The sequence below is a fragment of the Bacteroides ndongoniae genome (assembly GCF_900108345.1).
GTDB classification, from domain to species: domain Bacteria; phylum Bacteroidota; class Bacteroidia; order Bacteroidales; family Bacteroidaceae; genus Bacteroides; species Bacteroides ndongoniae.
This window is the reverse complement of the sequence record NZ_FNVV01000014.1, coordinates 107997-131290: the sequence shown is the minus strand read 5'-3', so window position 1 is coordinate 131290 and position 23294 is coordinate 107997. Positions and strand designations below refer to the sequence as shown.

Genomic DNA, 23294 nt, shown 5'->3' with positions numbered 1-23294 from the left:
AAGTTAGAGAGTGTTTTTTTCCCAGTTAGGAAAAAATAATTTCCCAGTTAGAAAAAAATTATTTCCTAACTGGGAAAAAATTATAGCCTGCCAGACAAAAATAATTTGGTGTCCGAACAATATGTTTTCCTAAAGTTTCTGGATCCTCATTGCCACTCCTCCACCGGAAGCCATGTCATACTTCAATACCATATCAGAGGTGACAGTGATTTCAGTCTTCCGGTAATCGGTGGCATTCCTGTCCGCATTGATTCCGTCAGTAAAAACAGTTGCTTTATACGTACCAGCAGGGAGGAAACTGAAATCGATGGTAATGGTCCGCTTATCCCAGTTCGTCAAAGCACCTACAAACCATTCATCGCCTTTGCGCTTTGCGACAGAAAGATATTTCCCGACTTTCGACTGCAAAGGAACATATTCATCGAACACCGTAGGCACAGACGCTATAAAACGTGTACAATCGACATTCCGTTCGTAGAAAGTAGGAGAATCGCACAACATCTGCAAAGGAGAATCGAACACAACGTAAGAGGCCAGCTGATGTACACGGGTACCCATCGACATGGGTTGCTGTGTGACTGGTCGGAAAACAGACCTGGCTGCATTGTTCATAGCTCCTGGTGTGTAATCCACAGGACCAGCTGCCATACGGATAAAAGGCATCGTCACATCGTAGGCTGGCATATCGTAATTGTGCCATTTGCAGTTTTCCAGTCCACGAACACCCTCAAAACTCAAGACGTTGGGATAGCAGACATTCAGACCTGATGGTTTGAACATGCCATGCAGATCCAGCACCAGATGATGCTTTGCCGCTTTCTTGGCCAACTCATAACAGAACTTCACCATAGGCTGATCGTCGCGGTCGAAGAAATCGATTTTAAATCCCTTAACTCCCATCTAGGCATAATGTTCCAGATAGTAATCTGTATTCTTCACGAAGCCCAGATAGGAAGCCCACAAAATGATTCCCACATTCTTTTCGTCCGCATAGCGAATCAATTCAACCAAGTCAAGATTCGGATTGAGCTCGCTCATATCTTTGGCGTTCTTGCTCCACCCTTCGTCCACTACCAGATATTCCAGTCCGTAACGGGAAGCAAAATCAACGTAATGCTTATAAGTCTGCGTATTACAACCAGCCTTGAAATCCACCCCTGTTATATTCCAATCGTTCCACCAGTCCCAAGCAGCCTTGCCGGGTTTAATCCAACTCGTGTCGTCCAACTGACATTCACCACCCAATTCGTATACAAGGTCAGAACCGAGCAATTGCGAATCATCGGTAGATACTGCCACAATGCGCCAAGGCAAGCACTGACCTGGAGATAGCTGCGCGATATAATCGGCTCTGGTCTGGGGCATTTCGTTCAACTGATTAAATCCACCAACATAGAAATCAAGTGGGTATCGTGCAAAGTCGGCTTCCACACCATAATTTGCCTGTTCGGCTTTTTTCAGAAACATACCCGGATAATCTTTCAGTCCGGACTCACCAATCAAGGCCTTGCGGTTTCCATCCAGACAAACCAACAACGGAGACAATGAAAGGGAATCTGCCTTCAGCGAGCTGAAGGGTAGAAAAGAATACAATGACTCGAATGCCGAACAATACTGATCGGACGCATCACGCAGATCGCAAACATAGGGAACCTGACAGGAATAGTCTTTGTCAAATACAAATTCGGCAACCTCATTGCTCAATATTACACTGTCCTCCGAATTGACAAAGCGGTAAGCTGCTCCCTGATTATACGCCCTGATCTGCAACCGGATATTATTCCTGAATGTCAGTTCGGTTTCACGATATTCGCTTTGCCAGCTACTTCTTTTATAAAAAGAAGATTGCCGAGTGACACAGACTTCTTTGTTTCGGACTTTCTTTACCCATAATCCAGCTTCTGACTCCTCTTGAAATTTAAGCCCCAAGCGCGATGGCTGCAATACGGCAGCATCTGTGTAAGCAACTTCCCATGTCAGAAAGCCATCATCTGCATGAAGAACAACACGCAACTTTCCGTCTGGTGAACATAAAGAATACTTCTTTGCAAACAAATTCAAAGACGCAAACGACAATAACAAACAAAATCCGATCAGCTTATACATAAGTAATATTTTTTATAAGAAAGTAAAACCTCTCCACTCCGATTTACAACAACATACTTTTCACTTATAATTCTTTCTATATTCAGACGGTAACATGCCATATTCCTCTTTAAAATATTTCGAGAAATACTTGGGTTCGGTATATCCTACCTCGTAAGCGATTTCGGCTATCGACATTTGAGTCTTCGACAGCAATGCCGCTCCTTTCTTGATGCGAAGCGAACGAACATACTCACTGGTTGTCTTCCCCGTCATGGCAGAAATCTTCTTATTGAGATACACGGTACTGATACCTATTTCCTTGCTCAGCTGCTCAACCCCAAAGGTCGACTCAGACAGATGTTGATCCATGATTGTTATTACCTTATTCAGCAGCTTCTCATCCTGCGAACTATGTTCGACTTTAGCAACAATAGGTTCTTCCCGTTTTTCCGTTTCCTTCTTCACTTCTTGTTTCTTCAGCAGATTGGCAATCTGTGCTTTTAAAACTTCCAAATTAAACGGTTTTGTAAGAAATACATCGATGCCCAATTCCAGCCCCTTGATCTTATCCTGTTCGGATACACTGGCGGTCAGCAGAACCACCGGAATAGACGCAGTCTTATCTTGAGCTTTCAGCATCTCGCACAACTGCAGTCCATCCTTTTTCGGCATCATGACGTCCGATATGATAAGATCCGGTATATGCTTACATGCCTTCTCAAATCCGGCCTCTCCATCTTCAGCTTCAAGCACATTGTATTCGTGACGAAGATTTTCCACCAAATAATACCTGAAATCATCATTATCGTCTATGACAAGAACCGTATGTTCCTTAGGCGAAAAGCCCAAGGATTGAACAGGTTTTGCCACGTCTGTCTGAATGGATGTTTCTACAGCTTCCTGCTCTATCAGACTCTCATCTCCCTTAACCAAGGGCAACTCTATTATAAAAGTAGTGCCTTTACCAATCTCGCTTTTTACATCGATCTCTCCCTGATGCAAATGTACAAAGTCGTGAATGATAGACAACCCTATACCCGTTCCGATATTAATGGTGCGGCCATTCGGCTCTACCTGATAAAAAGGCTTAAATATGTTCCTCAATTCTTTTTCCTCAATGCCAATTCCGGTGTCTGAGACACTAATTTTTATGGGCAGACTGGCTTCTTCGTCATATTCGACAGAAACTGCAACTTCTCCGCCATGAGGGGTAAACTTAAAAGCGTTGGAAAGCAAGTTGAAAATGATACGTTCCATTTTGGTCGGGTCAAATTGCGTATACAATTCCTCGACATTACCTGTAAATGAAAGCTTGACATTCTTACTTTGAGCCATATCTGCAAATGCAGCAGCCGCATTCTTAACAAAAGAGACCAAATCTCCCACCATCGGATTATAAGAGATTTCCCCAGCTTCCAATTTTCGGAAATCCAACAGCTGATTGACAATAAAAAGCAGCCGCTTGGCATTTCTCAATACCATATTCAACTTGTTCTTTATGGCCCAGTTTTTTTCTTGAACCAACAAGTTCTCAATGGGAAGTATAATCAGCGATACCGGTGTCCGCAACTCATGGCTTAAATTGGTGAAGAAATTGATTTTCATATTATTCATTTCTTCCATATGTGTCTTTTCCAGTTGTTGCTGCATGATTTTATACTTCAACGCAGTACGTAGCATGATATTTCTTACAATGTAATAAACAGCGAGAACAGCCACAATAAAATATATCAGGAATGCAGGCCAACTGAGCCAGAACGGCGGCAACACTTCTATCCCAATCATTTTTTCCTGAACATAACCGGCTCCCGATTGGTCGACCGCTCTTACCCGCAATTGATATTTACCATAGTCCAAATCGCTATACGATGCTGCAGGAAGTACACCTTGAACGTTCTGCCAGTCCTTGTCTTTTCCCTCCAACTTATACTCATACTTATATTTCTGCGGATATAACAAATCTAACGCAGAGAATTCGATCCGCATATTATTTTCATCATATTTAAGAACAACCTTCTTGCAGTTGGTCAACGCCTGTTCCAACAAAACACGCCCGTTGAGCTCTTCACCGATCTTTACTACCCTGTTATTGATATACAGATTGGTAAATGATAACCTTTCTCCCTGCTCTTTATGTACGATCTCGGAAGGATCGAAAACATTATATCCGTTTACTCCACCGAAGATGACCTTATTGTCTTTGGTCAAGAGTCCTGATTTTGCATTGAAAATATTATCCTGCAATCCGTCTTCTTTGCCATACTTCGATATTCGTACCTCCATATCCGTCAGATTCCCATAACTGATAACCTGAATGCAGAACAAGCCTTTGGGAGTACTGACCCAAATATCATTGTTTTTGTCTACAATCGCCATATAGACAGTATTCTGCTCGATGCCTTCTTTGTCTGTAAAAAAGTGATAGTTCTTCATATTTGCATCCACTACAGCAAGCCCACCTTGTGTACACACCCAGTAATATCCATGCAAGTCTTGTACAATACGGTTTATGTAATTCTTTTCAGTGGTCGTATCTTCAGGTTTGTTGAATCTGAAGAATTTCACTAATTCATCGGAAGCAGAGATGACCTGAATGCCAACAGAAGTTCCAAAACAAAGTTCATTATCAGCCTCTTTTCGGAATATACATTCGATCGTGGTAGCTGTCTTTTCCGCATTATATCTAGATGCGACAAAACGTTTCTCGCTGTCAACATAACGGAATATACCTTTATTCAAGGAACCGATCCATACATTTCCACTATTGTCCTCACCAATACACCACACAGAGCTGTCTATGCCGTCTTTCTCGTCAAAATGCACAAACTTATTATCTGCATAACAATACAATCCGTCCATGAATGTCCCGATCCACATTCGCTGCTTACTATCCTGAAAAAGAGATACGATAGTTCCTTTACCATCTCCTTTCGGATTATAGCTGATCTTCTTATAGGAGCTTTCATCCTTCGCTCTTATATAAAGTCCATCATCATTTGTCCCAATCCACAACCGGTCCTCACTATCTTCGGCAAAACAGTTAATGTCATTCAGCCATTTCGATTCGTTAATTTTATAAGAATGAAAAGAATTGAACAATGGATGATAGCAGTCAAGACCATATTTATAAGTACCAATCCACAAGATACCGTCAGCATCGGAATACAAACTGCTTACAGTATTGTCTGAAAGCGAATATAGTTCGTTCGTTTTTTTTATATTCTTGATGGAAAACGTATTCATATCTATGACATAAAGTCCTCCATGATCGGTCCCAATATAAATGTTATTCTCATTCTGAGTGATACATCGAAGCAGATAAGAATCGAACAAAACATCCGAAAATTCACGCCACTGATTGATTGCAGGATTATACTGAACCAAAAAACGCTCATCGCATATTGCCCAGACATTGTTACGGTCATCCATAAAAAGCCGGATCCTGCTGAGTCCTTTTCCCGAGAGATAAGAAGAGCGGTCTACAATATCCCCCGTATCCATATTTACCTTTAACAATGCAAAATCCTTATCCAATAGCCATAGGTATCTTTTAGAGTCGATACACCCCGTTATGAAACCTTTCTTATCAGAATCTTTAACCTTAAGTGTTTGCTTCTTTTCGTGATCATAGATAGAAACCGAATAATCGTCCAAGATGTATGCATCCAGATTTTTCTTCTGAATAATAGCCCGTATCCAGTTCCCTTGGGTTACATTTCGTTCTTTAAGAATAAAAGCATAATCATTGTAAAAGCACTCTTTACGCAAATCAAAAACAGAATAACCAGCCCTCGTCAATATCCAGAGCAAACCGGAAGCATCTTCGGTAATAGAATAGATATAATTATTGGCTATGCTGTTTTTATCAAGAGAATTTTCCTTGTACGTTTTAATCTGATAACCATCGTAACAGTTTACTCCCAAATCTGTACCGATCCATAAAAAGCCTCTACTGTCCCGATAAATGGTATACACCGAATTACTGGACAAATCCTGATTCGAATTAATATTTCTAAAATAATACTGCTTGGCCGAGACCGAAAAAGCCAATAAAAACAAAAAGATCCCTATCAGGTAAGACTTAACATAAGACATGTTATTTTTCATGGTAATCAGATACAAAAATTTACTTCTAGTTTACAATATCCGCCACTTTAAGGCAAAATCCTATGCAAAAATAGAAAATAGTTCCAACTCGGAATCCCTCATACGACAGATATTTCAATGATAACACTCTTTCCACATATTGGTCTTTTATTCGTCCAGATAGGGACCTTTCTGATTCCACTGCACACGAACTTTAGAGAGGAACCAGGTTTTTCCATGATCATTGTTGCCCTGATAGAACAAATAGCATTGCTCTCCATCGTCCAAAATTCCCGGATGTCCAGACTCACTACTGTTCCATTCACCGGCTTTTCCTACAGCTAGAAAAGGATTATTACTGCAGCGCGTCCACACCAAGCCATCATGGCTTTCTGCAACACCAATCTGCTGTGGCGCATTGTTATAATTGCCGGCATAAAACATATAAAGCTTACCATTGCGGTTGATGACCGAAGGAGCTTCAATGCAATTGCCTTCCCAGGCAAGTTCAGGAAAAAGTATAGGTGCCGAACATGCCTGTTTCCAGGTATCACGATCAAAAGAAGAGTGTCTGGAAGTGACTGCCACACCTAAGTATTGTTTCTGATATGCCTGATCTCTGGTCGCATAATACAAGAAATACTGCCCTTTGTATTCAAACACTTCTGCATCGATGGCTCTTCCGCAGTTCCAATCGCCCGAAGGACGAAACACTGGATTAGTACGGTTACGTACAAAATGAATACCATCAACCGAATAAGCGTGGCAAATGGCATCCAACGCCCCATTGCCATATATCTGATAGAATAAATGTATGGTATCATTCCTTACGATAGCACAAGGAGCACAGATACCCTTCCGCTCCAAATCGGAATCCTGCAACGGATTAATCTCCCCTACTTTCTGCCAGGAATCTAAATCCTGACTCTCTGCAATGCCAATTCCCCATCCGATACCACGTTCTTTGGATTCTGGTATCGAATAATACATCAAATAGTTTCCTTTCCATTTCAAGACATACGGATCCTTTGTAAAAGCCCTGCCCGTCCGGCTGCTGTCACCATACATCATGATACCTTTATGCAAATTTTGCCCCCACAAAGAAAGGGGGGCAATCATACAAATCAGATAAAAAACAAAAATCTTCATCTCACACAGGCTTTATAATATATTTCTTTCCATGTTTTACATCAAATACATTCAGATAGGTAGTTCCAGCTACGCTCTTCTGTTCAATGGTTTTCATCTTAACCCCTTTTATCTGTATGGGGGCATTCGTACGCAAACGGCACTCTGTATCTTTCATCGCAGACAATACCGCCTTTTTTAGTTTTCCATGTTCCCATGATATGTTCACTTCATAACCTCCGCGAGCTTTCAGTCCGATAATTTCTCCTGCATCCCACGACGAAGGTAAAGCTGGCAACAAATGTATTTCATGCAAATGACTTTGCAGCAACATTTCGGATATTCCTTCTACAACTCCAAAGTTCCCGTCAATCTGGAATGGAGGGCAAGCATTAAACAAATTCGGATACGTTCCACCATTCTCTGAGAAACCTCGTTCCGTTGTATAGTTCAGATAGTTGTTAATCAACTTATAAGCATGTTCGCCATCCAAAAGACGCGCCCAGAAACAAACTTTCCATGCCAAAGACCAGCCCGTTCCTTTATCCCCTCTTTTCAACAAAGTCTTCTTACAGGCCTCAAACAATTCGGGAGTCCGATTGGCAGAAACATCATGTCCCGGATGCAGGCAAAATAAATGAGAAACATGTCTGTGCTGTGGTTCTGCATCTGCATAATCAGCTCCCCATTCATTCAGATCACCCTCAGCCCCCGGCTGATAAGGTAGCATCTTTACCAATGCCTCATTCAAAGAAACGGCAAAATCCTTGTCTGTGCCCAAAACCTGAATAGCTTCTATGGTATTCTCAAACAGATTCCGGATAAGTCCTAAATCCATCGTAGCTCCTTTGGTAACAGCCCACGCTTTCCCATCTTCACCTATAAACCGATGCTCAGGAGAAGTAGATGGAGAAGTCAGCAAATGCCCGTTGCCATCATCAATCAGCCAGTCAAGACAAAATTCTGCGGCTGATTTCATAATCGGATATGCAGTGTTTTTAAGATATTCCTCGTCGCCCGTATAAGCATATTTTTCCCACAAATGCTGTGAAAGCCAAGGAGAAGCCATTGTCCAATTAGCCCATTGCGGATCGCCCATTCCCAGATGACCAACCGGATTGGTCATGGCCCAAATGTCGGAATTGTGTCCGGCAGCCCATCCACGACATTTATAATAATCCGAAGCAACATACCGTCCGGTTTTCGACATGTTGATGATTTGCTGAATCATCGGTTCATTCATATCTCCCAAGCCAGTTTTGTCAGAAGCCCAGTAATTCATCTCAAAATTAATATTGGTTGTATAATTACTACTCCACGCCGGACGTACATCTACATTCCATATTCCCTGCAAATTGGCAGCAACTCCTCCTTTTCGTGAAGAAGCGATCAGAAGATAACGTCCGTACTGATACAACAACGTTTCCAACCCATGATCGGAATTATCTGTCTGATATGCTTGCAGACGTTCATCGGTAGGCATCTTTTCTTTGGAAGCATCTCCTTTCAAATAGAAACCTAACTTATTAAAATATGAAGAATAATCAGCAATATGTGCCTGTTTCAGCTCATCGTAAGATTTCCCACAAACAGAGTCCAAATACGCTTTGGCCAGTTTTTTCTCGTCTTTTCCTTCTGATACCGGGCATTTATCAAAACCATTGAAACTGGTAGCAATGGATATACCCAGAACAACCTCCGAAGCATCTGTTATCCGAATGCTTCCATCCGTCAAAGCTTCCTGCCCATCGTTTTTCAAAGTACGAATACGTGTCTGAAAGCGCATACCTCTACACGAATCTCCCCATTGAACAGGTTCGTCTGATGTATTAATATAAGTAGGATCGGCATGCGAAGGTGCTCTGCCTTCGACCAGCAAATCTTTTCCGTCAACTGCTACAGTAGCATGCATCTTAGTCTGTGTACGTAGTTCCAAATCAAGAGCCTGGGGTACCGATGAAGTGAAACGAACTACCACCACCTGATCAGGATAAGACACAAATGCTTCACGAATATACTCCACATTATCAGCCTTAAAACGAGTGGTAGCAATTGCACGTTGCAAGTCCAAATCACGATAATAGTCAGTTGCCTCTCCCTTGTATTGCTGCTTGATCAGCAAATCTCCAATTGGTGCATAAGATTGGCTGAACAATCCTTGCATATTATGTGCCAGCTGATCGGCCAAGGCATAGTTCTTTTCGTCCAAAGCCTTTCGTATTTGCGGCAAATAAACGGAAGCATCAGGATTAGGTCTTAAATTGACAGGTCCTCCGGTCCAAAAAGAACTTTCATTCAAATGGATCAGTTCTTCCGACGGACGTCCATACACCATAGCTCCCAAGCGTCCATTTCCTAAAGGCAAAGCATTGATAAAATACTCTGCAGGCTCGTCGTACCATAAACGCATCACATTAGAGTTCTCCAATCGTCCAATATCTTCCTTACAGGATAGCAACATAACGGCAGCTCCCATAACGAATAACAAATTCCGTAACATACATGCTTTAACCATAGCTTCAACTATTCCATATTAATAATACATATTCCAAATAAAATCTTTTTCTCCGTAACAAATATACCCGATGTATCATTACCCAACAGGATGCAAATGATAACAAATAGATGCGTTTTGGATAACATTACAGCGTTATATGCTAAAAAGGGTGTACCTATAGCTACGGATATTGTAATTCATACCAATCTCAGTTATCAACAATGAAATTTAAACAGTTACAAATCACAAAAATCCAAAGCCACTCCGGCACACCCTTTCATCAGTCACAGACCTTCAACAATTCGCATCAGAACGGATAAACTCCGGCTTCTGCTCCTTTATTCAAAGCGTCCATGTCCATTTGTCGTGTTTCAATCACCTTGCAGTTTCTTCTATCCATCAACGGGAAATTCCATCCATCATCCCAAATAAACGGGATCAATCCATAGTTCTTAGCTTGCTCTGTTACATACTGCATGAAATAAGCTCTTGATTCCTCAGCCTTAGCTTGCAATTCCGGATCTTCCAGTTTCTTTTTTCCACCATATAAGGCACCGTATTCACCTAAAACAACAGGAATTCCCTTATCTGCGAAAAGTTCCTTCATCTTTTGGAATTGATCACATACATATGCCTCCTGATATCCTGTTTCTATTTGTCCGTATATCTTATATTCTTCTCCCCAGAAATATGTTCCTTCACCGGAGCCGCAGAAGGACCAAGGAGTATAATAATGGACTTCAGTCATAAGACTCATCGGAACATAATCTTCTACCAAATCCATGTACTGATATGCACGATTGATATCTGTATTCGGACACTGTATTACCAATGTTCTATACAGATTGTTACCTCCTGACTCACGTACAACATCTACAAAGGCCTGTTCGAAACGCTTGAAAATAGGCATAGCAGCCTGAGGTACATCTGCTTCATTGGCACAGGCGAATAAGAGCTTTTCGCCATATTCTTTAAACTCCTCTGCTATTTGTCCCCATATCAACCGAACTTTCTCTTCCGACTGTGCAACCAAAGCTTCATCATATTCTTTATAATTGAATTTGTCAATCCAATCATGATGAGTATTAAGGATTGCATACAGATCATTGTCCATGCAATAATCTACCACCTCTTTCACACGCGCCATACGATCAGCCCGAATTTCATATGTTCCGTCATTCGAAGCAAATGCCCCCCAAATACACGGAATTCGGACTGCAGAGAAACCGGCATTTTTCACGGCTGTAATCAACTCTTTTGTCGTTTTGGGATTTCCCCAAGCAGTTTCGCCGCTACCAACTTCCAACGAATTGCCCAGATTCCAACCTAGTTTTATTTCCTTAGCAATCTGGATGGCATTCTTTTTCATGCCTTCCGGACGTGGGGTAATTGTATATTCTACCTTTTCTTTATTCACAGCAAAAGTATCAACAGCTGTAGATACCGGCAGATAAAGTGAAGAATACTCAAACATACCGGCAGACAAGTCAACATTGCTGATGACACTGACATTGTTATCAGCCGATGTCACATGAGTGCATTCCTTACCGTTTATATCTTTATAGTAGATTTTCTCACCTACCAGCTGTTCGGTGGTTTTAGGTCCCCAAGAGATTCTCAGGAAACCTTCAGCTGCTTCCACATGTTCCACAGTACGTTGCATCAATCCCTGCTGAAACTTTTCGCCATAAACGGTAACCGACTGTTTCAGTGGTACGGAAAAGACCGATTTGTCTTCATTCGTCGTCATAAAAGTCAACTGATTGCTTCCTTCATCCAGCCCTTCTATATAAACGACTATCGAATCTTCCCGATTTCCTTCCGGTAAACTGATCCACTGTTCTTCCTCACTATTATCTTTTTGTACCATAAGCCACACTGAACGCCGGTCGGTAATCCAACACTTCAATTGGGCTCTCAAATTGCCCGGATACAGATACAAAGAATCCATCTTTCCAACATGCAATTCTTCTCCATCCCTCATATAAATGTCATGTTTGTCATTAATATCCTCACATGCAAACAAGCTAAGGAAACAAACAAACAATAAAAGTATAGTATGTAGTTTATTTTTCATAACTATATATTTTTTATAGTTTATATTCATAAAAACAGATGTTTCCGACTACTTCTTGACATATTGCCCATAGAAATCAACTTCTGCAATCGTAAACGACCCCGTACTTCCACCACTCCACATCGAAACCATTTCAATACAGATATATCTGACAGTCGGAATATCGGCTTTGAAATAAATATCAATTCCATCGACTTCAGCATATTGAACATCACCAGATGTAACTTGTGTACCGGGTAATCCAGAAGGTTTATAAACATGATATCCTCCCTTAGGCCCTTGTTCTTCCGTCAATAATGTCCAACGCTTTTCAATTGGTTCAACCGTTTGATCAAAAGTCGGCAATCCTTCTGGGTCGTTCGAACCCCAAACACGGATATATTCACCGATAGCAGAATATTTGTAATTCTTTCTGGCCCAAAGCTTCATTCGGGAAGGCTTGATCTGAGAAACCATATCAAACGTAATTCTGTTTTCTTTATTCCCTTGGGCTGTACTATAACAATTATCGGATGAATGGTTTCCTGGATGAAGTCCATCCCATATTTTCTCAATATCAAATCCCCACCATGCCTGATACTTGATTTGATCTGTACCTTGTGCATTGCTTGGATTCCATCGTCTGAACGAAGACTTATCTATCAATTCTTCAAACATCGGTTTGGCCATAAATTCATATTTAGAAGATCTGTTTCCCCAACGGTCTTCAACATGAACAGTAAAACGGGTCATAATAGAATCAATGCCTTGAATAGACCTTGAATCCTCTTTACCATTACCTTCTGCATAAATTCGTCCACCTACTGGTTGAATCATCTGACCGGCTTCGTTCTCACGATTCAGCACCAATATTACATTAAAATCTTTAGGATTTGTCCAAGAGATTTTAACCCCACCAAAAGTAGCTACACCAGATACAGTTTTTATAACCTCATATACAGGTGATGCTTCCGGAACAACGTCAATTAGCGCAACTTCCGATTCATTCTGGTTAACATCAACAGCTGTCACCCGGACCTGGCGCGTACTGTCGCCTACACCAAATCCTTCGAGCAACAGTTCATTTGTATAAGCCGATGCTTTCGCTTCTTTCCATTCCTTATTATCCAGCTGGTAGGCAGCCTTTACATACAACAAGTCTTTATCCATCGGCAGCTCATATTTCAGCTTCACTGCTCCCGGTAATGCTTCGTACTCAATATTGGTAACCTTTCCCGGAGGAGTGGATTCTACCGGATATTGTCCATAACTACTTTCTTCTTTGCATGAGGCCAGAAGAAGAAGTGCAAAAAATGCAATATTTATAAGACGTCTCATAATATATAATATTTCAGGTTTATTTAAGTTCCGCCATTTGTTTATTCTGCTTTAATACGGATAAACCGTCAGTTTAATACGGATAAACTATCAGTTTAATACGAGTAAACTATCAGTTTAATACGGGTAAACTACCAGTTTATTTTTAGTAAATTGAGAATAAACTAATATATTTCTGTTTATCAATCACTTACAATTTCGTACACAAGCATTTGCCAACATGCGGAACTTGAGTCAGGTTTATTATTCCCATCCCGGATTCTGAACCAAATTCAGGTTAGTATTCAACTCGGAATCCTTAATAGGCCACAAATTACTCTTAGTTTCATACTTGGTAGCATGTATCACTGTGGGAGTTGTTATATATTCCAGATTATCAGAATACTTCACGTTATAGCCCCGCATTGTACTTGCTCCAAACATACTTTCCATCAATTTCCATCTGCGCAAATCGAACCATGAATGTCCTTCGAAAGCCAATTCAATACGACGTTCCTGACGGATGATCTGGCGCATTCCTTCTTTAGTAGTATACTTCTGTGGATATTCCGAATACTTAGTCCAAGCATCTTCCACAGGCTCCAATCCAGAACGTTTACGCACTTCGTTCACATAGAAATAGACATCCGGATCAGGAGTGCCGTTTCCTACTGTACATTCATTCAATGCTTCTGCATACAACAAATACAAATCGGCTAAACGCATAATAGGCCAATGATAAAAATCAATTTCCTGGGCCGGAGCACTGGTATAAGGAACCCATTTACGGGCAAGCATACCGGTTGTATTGGCTCTATTGGTATTTTTAGGATAGAAATAATACATGTCGTCTATATTATTGTTACCATAGCCAAACAACAAGGAACCTCTGAAAGCTATCGATCCGTAATATCTTGGTTCACGATACAGATTTATTTTGTTAGTCTGATATCCTTCTTTAATCAAGTATTTATGATCTGTACGACTCTGGTAATCTTCATCGGCCTTATACCATTCATCTTCTTTATAATAGGTTTTATCCTCTGTGATAGGCACACCATGCTGCGTATAAAATGTCTCAGCTACGCTCATAGAAACGCCCAAAGAACCACAAGTCTCATATCCTACGAATTTCTCGGTCGGACTATAAATGTTTCCTTTATACAAATATTCAGGGAAACCATAACGGTATTGCATATCTCCGTAAACATTCTGCTTTGCCTCTGCCTGGCTCCAAATGATCTCTGTATTCAGCGGAAGTTTTCCAGCCAGAATCATGGCCGGCTGCAAGGTATAATCTATCTGCTCATTGGTGCCAAGACCAGAAGGTGCTGTAAACTTATAAAGTTTCATCCCTTGAGCATGACAAAAGTCGATAGCTTCTTTACAAGCCTGTGCAGCATCGACCCAACGTTGTTGGCTATATTCCGAGGAGAATAAATGAACACCTCTGTTGTCTACCATATTCTCGTAATCTCTATTTCCATTAAAGAAATCACTGGCTAACGTAACCATCACCTTTGCTTTTACAGCCATTGCGATAGCTTTGGTGATACGTCCCATTTCAGTTACTTCTGCTCCTAAAATATTGTCCGGAAGTCCTCCGCCTTGAATAGCTTTGTCGAACAAGCCAACAATATAATCGGCACATTCGTCTTTCGTATTTCGATAGACTTGCAAATCCTTATCCTCAGTAAAACCAGGATTAGTATCCATCAAAGGAATAGGGCCATACATTTGGAACAACCACCAATGATAGTATGCCTTTAAGAATATCACTTCATCACGCCAACGCATTTTTTCCACTTCCGACAGATTGGGAACAGTCTCAATATTCTCCAAGAAATAGTTACATACACGAATGGCAGCAAACATATTCTTCGTACGTGTCCACCAATCACAATAAGGATTGGCAGCATTGTTGCCTGTTTCAAACAATATTCTGGGCAAGCCCGACGGAGTAAATGTCCAGTTATCGGTTATCACAACAAATTCTCCTCCATAAGCAAATCCCGGGTTGTCACCAATACTGCGATGACTGGGCATAAAACTATAGCAAGTATACAAATACTGCTTAGCTGAATTTTTATCCCCAAATACAGATTCTACTGTAGCAACGTTATCCGGAATAATATCCAAAAACTCACAACTGCTGAATAATGGAGTAAACAACGTTGCTAAAATGAAATATTTTATTCTTTTCATAATCATGTTCCTTTAAAAGTTAACTTGTAAACCAATACTGTGTGTCCGCTGTAACGGATAGGCAAAAGCATTACCTCCAAGCTCCGGATCCCACATCTTGAATTTACTGAATACCAATAGATTAGTTCCTGTATAATACAATCTGACTGATTCCATATTCAGCTTGCGTAAGATCTTCCGTGGCATCGAAACTCCGACTTCCAACGACTTGAAACGAAGGAAACTTCCATCGCGCATATACCAGGTACTGCTCTGCTCATTGTTGCTGACACGAGTTGTAGATAAACGAGGCCAAAGAGCATAGATATTGCGGTTGTCTTCTGACCAATAACTGTCGGCAATATCTTGCAAAACCAAATTGCTTGCACCTTTTATACCACTGTTCGGATCAACAAACGGAGAACAATTAACAGGACTGATCCACAACGAACGGCGACCTGTTCCCTGGAAGAAACAAGAGAAGTCAAAGATCTTATAACCAGCAGAAATACCAAAACCATAGTTGATTTCCGGCACTGTCGGATATCCAATAGGTACCATATCATCATAGTCTACCTTGCCATCCTTGTTAATATCCTTATACTTGATATCGCCAGCCATAACCTTACCAAAACTTTGAGTAGGTGAATTAGCGATATCCTGATCATCGATAAACAGACGCTCGGCTACAAAACCCCATGACTGGTTCCAGCTCTGTCCTATTCTCGATCTCCAGGGAGTACCCAAAGCATCATAATTGGGCTCATCATATTTCGTCACCTTATTTGTTGCATACGTAAAGGTATTGTGCGATGTTATCCAAAGACCGTTACTGAAACTCTTGTTGTAATCCAAAATAATATCTACACCATGACTTTCCAATTCACCGGCATTTGCCTTAACTGAACTAAGCAAACCGGCTGTTTTAGGCAAATCAGAACGACTGATTAAAATATTAGAACGTTTATCTTTAAAGAAATCGACCTGAAGATCCAACGCACGGAACAGTCCTAATTCGATACCAAAATCCCACTTCTTGGAAAGTTCCCACGTGATTTCATCGTTAGCGTAACGAGTAATAGAAACGCCATTCAAGTGTTCACTAAAACGTTCTCCAAACGTTGCACCATATCCAGAATCGTTTACATTCACATTTGACAAATAGAAATAGCGGTCTTTGGCATCATTACTCAACTGATCATTACCTACTAATCCATAAGTCACTTTAAATTTCAGTTTGCTAATATAATCTTCAAACGGCTTCATAAACTTTTCATTGGAAACCATCCATCCCACACCAATTGATGGGAAAAAGCCCCAACGATGATTCTTTGAAAAACGTTCACTACCATTATAACCGAAGTTACCTTCTACAAAATATCTGTTATCGTAGCCATAAGCCAATCTTCCTGAAATACCCGCATTCCGATAGGGCAATGTAGCCAATACAGCCAGATTCAAATCGTTATTAGGAATTACAGAGGTTTCATAGTTACGTAAATATCCTACTAAAAGTCCCGATACATTGTGCTTTTCATTAAACGTCCGGTCGTAATTAAGTGCAGCCTCAAAATAAGTAGTTGCATTCACCTCAGTGGTTTCCGGAACATAATTCAGATAATCAGTTCCGCCATTATCCGACAAGTTAGGCGGATTCAGATTGGTCAAACTATATGTGTTTTTCACCGGATCATAATTAGTTACATAATAGTAGAACGGATTATATTGTCGTGTAGCTCCTTTATGGGAATAACGGTCGGTCGAGAACATTGCACGTGCCTTTAATCCCTTCGTAATCATTTCCAAATCCTGCTTCACTTCGAAAGTGGAAACAATCTTCGAATTGTCATACATTCTGTAACCACGCTGCAAATCGGCATACGGATTAGGATAATTGCCTGTACCATCATAGTTACCAAACATGATATGAGGCAAATTAGCGTATTCGCCTGTACGGGGATAATAAGCGGGGAACAATACCGGACTTGCCAGATTAGCTCTTCTGAACATATCCGTAGCACCATAAATAGGACCGGTGTAATCATCAACTGTAATACCCAGACGCATAATAACTTCCGTTGTCTTTGTCACATTCACATTGACATTGGAACGAAGCTGATAAGTGCTCAAGCGTACGTTATTATTAAAATCGTTAGCACCGTCGGCTTTCAACATACCGTTATCTATATTGTAAGTACCACCTACATAGTAACGGGCAAACTTCGAACCACCTGAAATGCTGAATGTAGACTTCATATTCATGGATGACTCCTTAAACAACATATCCTGCCAGTCTACCGCCGGATAAACATACGGATTAATTCCTAGAGCCGTATTGTCAATCTTATCCTGCGAGTACAACTGAACAGCCAACGGATCGCGTGTAGCAGTTGCCTCGTTGTGCAATTTCATGTATGTAACAGGATCTGTCACATCTACCATATCAGTCGGAGAAGAAAGTACTGATTCCAAACGAATATTGACTTTAATCTTTCCTACACTACCTTCTTTGGTTGTAATCAGCAAGATACCATTGGCACCACGAGCACCGTACAATGCCGTAGCTGTTGCATCTTTCAATATTGAGAAAGTTGCAATATCATCCGGTTGCAAACGTGCCAGGTCTGTCTGAGAACTTTCAATACCATCAATCAGAATAAGCGGAGAACTGGAGGCTCCCATGGTAGACACACCACGAACGAAGAAGTTAACATTCTGTTCACTGGGGTCACCACCCGTCTGATAAGCAATCACACCTGCCAACTTACCGGCAAAACTGGTTGTCAGGTTGCTGGAGCTTACCTTCAGTTGCTTGGTATTGATAGTGGTCACGGCACCAATCATACTTGATTTCTTCTGTGTACCGAATGCTACAATCTCAACCTCATCCAATTGTTGAGTATCACTCTCCATCGTTACATTAATCACAGTCTGGTTTCCTACTTTAACTGTTTTCTTGAAATAACCGATAAAGGAGAACTCCAAAACATCATTATTATCTACCCGAATAGAATATTTTCCATCAAAATCGGTCGTAGTTCCTGTCGTGGTTCCCTTAATTACTACTGTCGCACCTGTAACAACTTCTCCCGCATCGTCCTTAACGACACCCGTTACAGTACGGACCTGTGCCTGTGCAGAGACATAAAAGAATACTGTACAAATAAGGCATATATACTTCAAACACCTTATTTTTAAAACGTTGTTTGACATAATATTAAAAAAAAGTTTATATATGAGTAAAATGATTTTGTGCTCACTATACAGTTTATTCAAAACTGTAATGTACATCCATTATTCAAGAACTGTTCATATTGCTAAAATTTAAAAGGTTAAACATCTTGTTATTTCTATTACTCTGAAAAATCATTTCATTGCAATCGTATTTTACTTTTCAGTTTTATATTATCCGAAGCACTTCCCACCATCAGTTCCATCTTTCCTTCGGGTAATTTGAAACAATTTTCTGCGGCATTCCACAGCATCAGGTCAGTAGCGGGAATCTGTATCTCCACAGTCTCTGTCTTTCCTTTCTCAACAAATACTCTGGAAAATACTTTCAATCTTTTGGCAGCCACATCTCCCGGTAATTTCACATATACCTGAACCACCTCGTCCCCCGAATACTCTCCTGTATTAGTTACATTAAAACAGACATGAAGCGTTTCACTGGCCGATAAGGTCTTTTGTTCAACCTGCAAATGAGAATAATCAAAACTTGTATAACTCAAGCCATGTCCAAAAGCATATAGCGGTTTACCCTTAAAATACATATAAGTACGTCCCTTTCTGATATCATAATCCATTATGTGAGGCAGGTCACTAATATCTTTCACCCAAGTCTGCGTAGTACGTCCTGCCGGATTATAATCACCGAAAATGACATCGGAAACTGCATGTCCAAGTTCCTGACACGATTGCGTAAAATGCAATATCGCCGGAATATTATCTTGCGACCAGTTGATCGCATAAGGGAAACTACTGATAAGAACAAGTACTGTGCGCGGATTCTTCTTATAAACGGACCTCAACAAGTCTTCCTGTTCCAGCTGCAACGATGTGCGGTCCACATCTTCCCGACCGTCGGAAGCCAACGCAGTTTGTCCCCAAGGAGCCTTAGCCCATTCCTGACTACCTGTAGGATCATTCCCCAGACAAACGATCACTACATCTGCCCATGCAGCCGCATCTTCCGCCGCACTGCGTTTGTTGTCTTTCACATAGCGTATTTCAATTCCTTCACGTTCAGCCACTTCTTTCAGACCAGCCAGCGGTGTAATTTTATAAGGCATCGCACCGCTGTACCAGTCTTCCAATACCACATCTGCTCTATTGCCAATCACGGCAATACGTTTTACACTTCCCTTGTCCAATGGCAACAGACGGCCTTCGTTCTTTAACAGAACAGCCGATTTCCGGGCTGTCAGACGGACAAGCTGCCTGGTTTCTTCTTTCAACCAGGGATCTATCGTATCTTTTATACCTATTGATTTATAAGGATTGGAATCGTCATCATCCAGTAATCCCAGTCTTAACATAATTCTAAGATTTCCTTTTATATTCTCTTCCAGTTCCTTCTCGCTAACTTTTCCTTCATAGAATGCATTTTTTAAAGCAGCCTTATAGTCGTCCAGAAAACGGGTAGTACCGGCTTTAATACAAGCTTGGGCCGCATCTTCCAAACGCTCAAATACTTTATGCGTGTTCTTCAATTGCTGAAAGGCTCCACCATCGGTGATGATCATACCGTCAAATCCCCACTCCTTTTGCAAAACCTTCCGCAATACCGGAGAAATCGTACAAGGTATTCCGTTATAAGCATTATATGCTGTCATCAAAGCATTAGCTCCTCCCAACTCGATTCCCTTCCAGAAAGGATAGGAATAGTATTCACGAAACAGTGTCTCGTCAAAATCGGAAGAGGTCTCCACACGGCCGCATTCATGACTGTTTGCCAGAAAATGTTTCATCAGCGAAGCAGCCTTCCAATATTTCGGATGACTGCCCTGAAGCCCTTTAACAAAGGCTACTGTCAAAGCTGCAGTCAATACCGGGTCTTCTCCATAACATTCTTCTGTACGTCCCCAGCGGATATCACGTCCCAAGTCGGCATTGGGTGACCACAGAATGAGTCCTGCCCGCTGATATTTGGGACTCTGATACAAGTAACGGCCTTCATAAGCAATGTAGTCAGCTACCTGCTGTATCAACTCCACATCCCACGTTGCGCCTAATCCATAAGCTTGCGGAAAAGAAGTCGTAATTTGTTTGGCCTGATTAGGGTTCCACGCAGGTCCTCCCTGTACTATCCCATGAAGAGCTTCCGAACTGCCAGCTCCACGAATACCCAACCGTGGAATGCCAGCCCCACCAAACAATGCAACCTTCTCATCCAGCGTCAGCAATGAAATCAGATTGTCAAGACGTGCTTCCTCATTCAGCTGTGGATTCTGAAAAGGGAATCTGTAGCTTTGTCCCCAAACAACGCTTCCCCACATGCTACATATCAGTAATATTGTCCCTATTTTATTCTTCATAATTGTGTTCATTGTTATCCATTAAGCACGATAAATATACATCACGTCAAAAAATAAATGTCCGGTTCCTTTTTCTGTATTGAACAAGCTTATCTCATTCACTCCCTTCTTCAAGTCTACCTGAAGTGTAACGGTCCGCCATTCTCCCCTTGCTGTTTCATCGAGTTCACATGCCTGTATCTTTCCATTTACTTTCAACATCACCTTTCCATTCCAGTCTTTTGCCGACGAATAACGAAGCTTTACCACATATTTTCCACCAGCACTAACCTTGTTCTTAAAACGTATTTCATTATTCTGCTCCCTATCAAATCCCGAGACAAAACCCATCCCGCAATAATCGAATACATGAGTTCCGATACCCGAAGTCGTGTAAGCCCCACCGGCCATTTCAGCACATTCTAATTCAAAAATGTGTTTATCAGGAATAACCTCCCAGGCTGAAACAAATTTTCTCTTTGCCCCTGCATTCTTTTTAATCTTATCTACCATCCGCCGGGCATTGGCCTTATCAAACAAAACCGTGCTATCCATTCGGCAATTGTCGCATTTATCAGCAAGCAGATTCTTTACTTTATTGGAATAAATACCGTCTACCCGGATATCATGACTACCAGAATTGATCTTTACGTTATAATCATCAATCTTTTCATACACATTATCTGATACATGATAAAAAGCACTGCCATTGTCCAAATACACACCCTGTCCCCACATGGTACGATTCATGTAGTTTTCGGTTATGGTTGTAGGAGCTTGGGGAGAACCACCTCCCAAAGTATAAATTGATCCGCCATCTGCCAGCTCCACCATAACATTCTGAATCCAGTTACGCGTTATCAGATTATCACCATTAACCGTATAAGGCACCGTTGTCCAGCCCCAACCAATGTGAAACCCCGAATAAGGCAAGTCTTTCAGCGTATTGTTTCGGAAAACTGTCGAAACCGGAAAGGCAGCCCCTATACCTGTGGCCGAACGATATTCCACACCACATAATTCAATATGATTGTTCTCGACCAGATTTTCTCTTAACAGATTACGCTTGTCTTCCGGATGGTAGCTGTCTTCGCTATCACGCTTCTGCCAGTTTTTATAATTTCCCATCTGAATGGCAGTTGCTGCCAGATCGTAAAAAAGCGATCCGCTAACTTCATTATACGAGCATCCAGCCTCCATATTAATACCGTTACCACCCAGATGCAGAAACGAACAGTTATCTATGGAAATATGCTGTGCATGTCTCATTACAACCGCAGCCCCTTCGGCCATCGATTCGCCTTCGCCTGTAGCATTTTGTCGCATTACGTTGTTTTGCGCATCCGGATTTCCCCGATTCGTACCAGGACGCAACCAAGTAGTATAAGCCAATTGCAAACCATTCAGACGAACATTGCACACAGGGTTCTCCTTAGTCCCTTCTATTCTTACCAGCGATTCCAAAACCGGGAAAATACATGCTGCTTCTTCCAGATCTTCCCAAATATAAGGCTTATAAAAAAGTACATTTCTCCCTTTTCCCATAGCACCCGTCTTGTCAAGATACCACTCACCTTCTTCATCCAATAATTCCATTGCATTTTCCCAATACCACGGAGTACGGGTCGAAGTAATACCCTTGTTTCTACAGTTTTTCCATCCCGGCTGTTTCATGGTCACACGTACGAGTGTATCGCCTAGCTGCGTAATAGACGCTACACCACATCGGGGAGCAGTCCATATTTCACGATAAACACATTCTGCGAATTCCGGATTCTTCCATTTCAGCAATGACATATCAGAAGTAAGATGTCCGATGCTGTCTGACTTAATCCATCGCTTTACAGCATCACTCTCGCGTGCACGGACAGCTCGTTGACCGTTTACAAAGAACTGACGTCCGTCCAACGTTTCGGGCAATTGGGCATAATATACAGAACGGTCAATGTCATACAGTTGCCAGCCTTTCACCCGATAACCACCACACAAGACTGGTTGTTCCTCCTGATAAGCCCGCAATTCTATTTTCCGTTTGATGTTTCCACCCATCTTTTCATCAAATACCAATGGAGAAGTCAGCTCATACACACCATCACGTATATACACCACAATGTCGTTATACGTATCGGCTGCAAGTAACCTTTTCTGTAACTCTTCGAAAGTACGGATCGGTGAATGAAGGGTTCCGTCATACGTATCCTTTCCGTGTATGCCATCGACATATATCTTTGTAGTTGCAGCATGCATCGTTATCCAAACCGTACTTGCAAGCAGGATCATAAAAGAAGTTAACCTTTTCATTTATAATACTTTTTACTTCAATAAAACTTGTGATTTTCTGTTTTTATGTCTCTATTTTCAGGACATAGAAAGGGCTGTCAGCCGAAAAAATCCGACTGATTATTCAAAGTTTACCATCTTA

The 23294-nt window shown here is 41.3% G+C and carries 10 protein-coding genes and 1 pseudogene; all 11 read right to left on the bottom strand.

Annotation, left to right across the window (positions count from 1 at the left end; genetic code table 11):
- Positions 1-129: 129 nt before the first annotated feature.
- The gene (locus BQ5591_RS21860; protein WP_262483129.1) at positions 130-429 is read right to left on the bottom strand and encodes a glycoside hydrolase family 97 C-terminal domain-containing protein; all 300 of its coding nucleotides are present in this window, start codon (positions 427-429) and stop codon (positions 130-132) included.
- A 15-nt stretch (positions 430-444) separates the two neighbouring features.
- Positions 445-2106, bottom strand: a pseudogene (locus BQ5591_RS21175) (glycoside hydrolase family 97 catalytic domain-containing protein); the annotation flags it as partial.
- A gap of 60 nt (positions 2107-2166) precedes the next feature.
- Positions 2167-6195, bottom strand: a complete 4029-nt coding sequence (locus BQ5591_RS11500) for a hybrid sensor histidine kinase/response regulator transcription factor (RefSeq protein ID WP_159434459.1) — start codon at positions 6193-6195, stop codon at positions 2167-2169.
- A gap of 147 nt (positions 6196-6342) precedes the next feature.
- Entirely contained in the window at positions 6343-7323 is a 981-nt protein-coding gene (locus tag BQ5591_RS11495) for a family 43 glycosylhydrolase (protein ID WP_071149502.1), read from the bottom strand.
- 1 nt (position 7324) lies between these two features.
- Positions 7325-9802, bottom strand: a complete 2478-nt coding sequence (locus tag BQ5591_RS11490) for a glycoside hydrolase family 95 protein (protein WP_159434458.1) — start codon at positions 9800-9802, stop codon at positions 7325-7327.
- A gap of 304 nt (positions 9803-10106) precedes the next feature.
- Positions 10107-11876 (bottom strand): cellulase family glycosylhydrolase, encoded by a 1770-nt coding sequence (locus BQ5591_RS20860; protein ID WP_159434457.1) that lies wholly within the window; start codon positions 11874-11876, stop codon positions 10107-10109.
- Positions 11877-11924: 48 nt separating this feature from the next.
- Positions 11925-13193, bottom strand: coding sequence for a DUF4959 domain-containing protein (locus BQ5591_RS11480; protein ID WP_071149501.1), 1269 nt, complete (start codon positions 13191-13193; stop codon positions 11925-11927).
- 243 nt (positions 13194-13436) lie between these two features.
- The gene (locus BQ5591_RS11475) at positions 13437-15377 is read right to left on the bottom strand and encodes a RagB/SusD family nutrient uptake outer membrane protein (RefSeq protein WP_071149500.1); all 1941 of its coding nucleotides are present in this window, start codon (positions 15375-15377) and stop codon (positions 13437-13439) included.
- Positions 15378-15389: 12 nt separating this feature from the next.
- Positions 15390-18539, bottom strand: coding sequence for a SusC/RagA family TonB-linked outer membrane protein (locus tag BQ5591_RS11470; protein ID WP_235817087.1), 3150 nt, complete (start codon positions 18537-18539; stop codon positions 15390-15392).
- 188 nt (positions 18540-18727) lie between these two features.
- Positions 18728-20893 carry a glycoside hydrolase family 3 C-terminal domain-containing protein gene (locus tag BQ5591_RS11465; protein WP_071149499.1) on the bottom strand — a complete coding sequence of 722 codons (2166 nt, stop codon included), beginning with the start codon at positions 20891-20893 and terminating at the stop codon, positions 18728-18730.
- A gap of 21 nt (positions 20894-20914) precedes the next feature.
- Positions 20915-23173 (bottom strand): right-handed parallel beta-helix repeat-containing protein, encoded by a 2259-nt coding sequence (locus BQ5591_RS11460; protein ID WP_159434456.1) that lies wholly within the window; start codon positions 23171-23173, stop codon positions 20915-20917.
- Between the last annotated feature and the right edge of the window lie 121 nt (positions 23174-23294).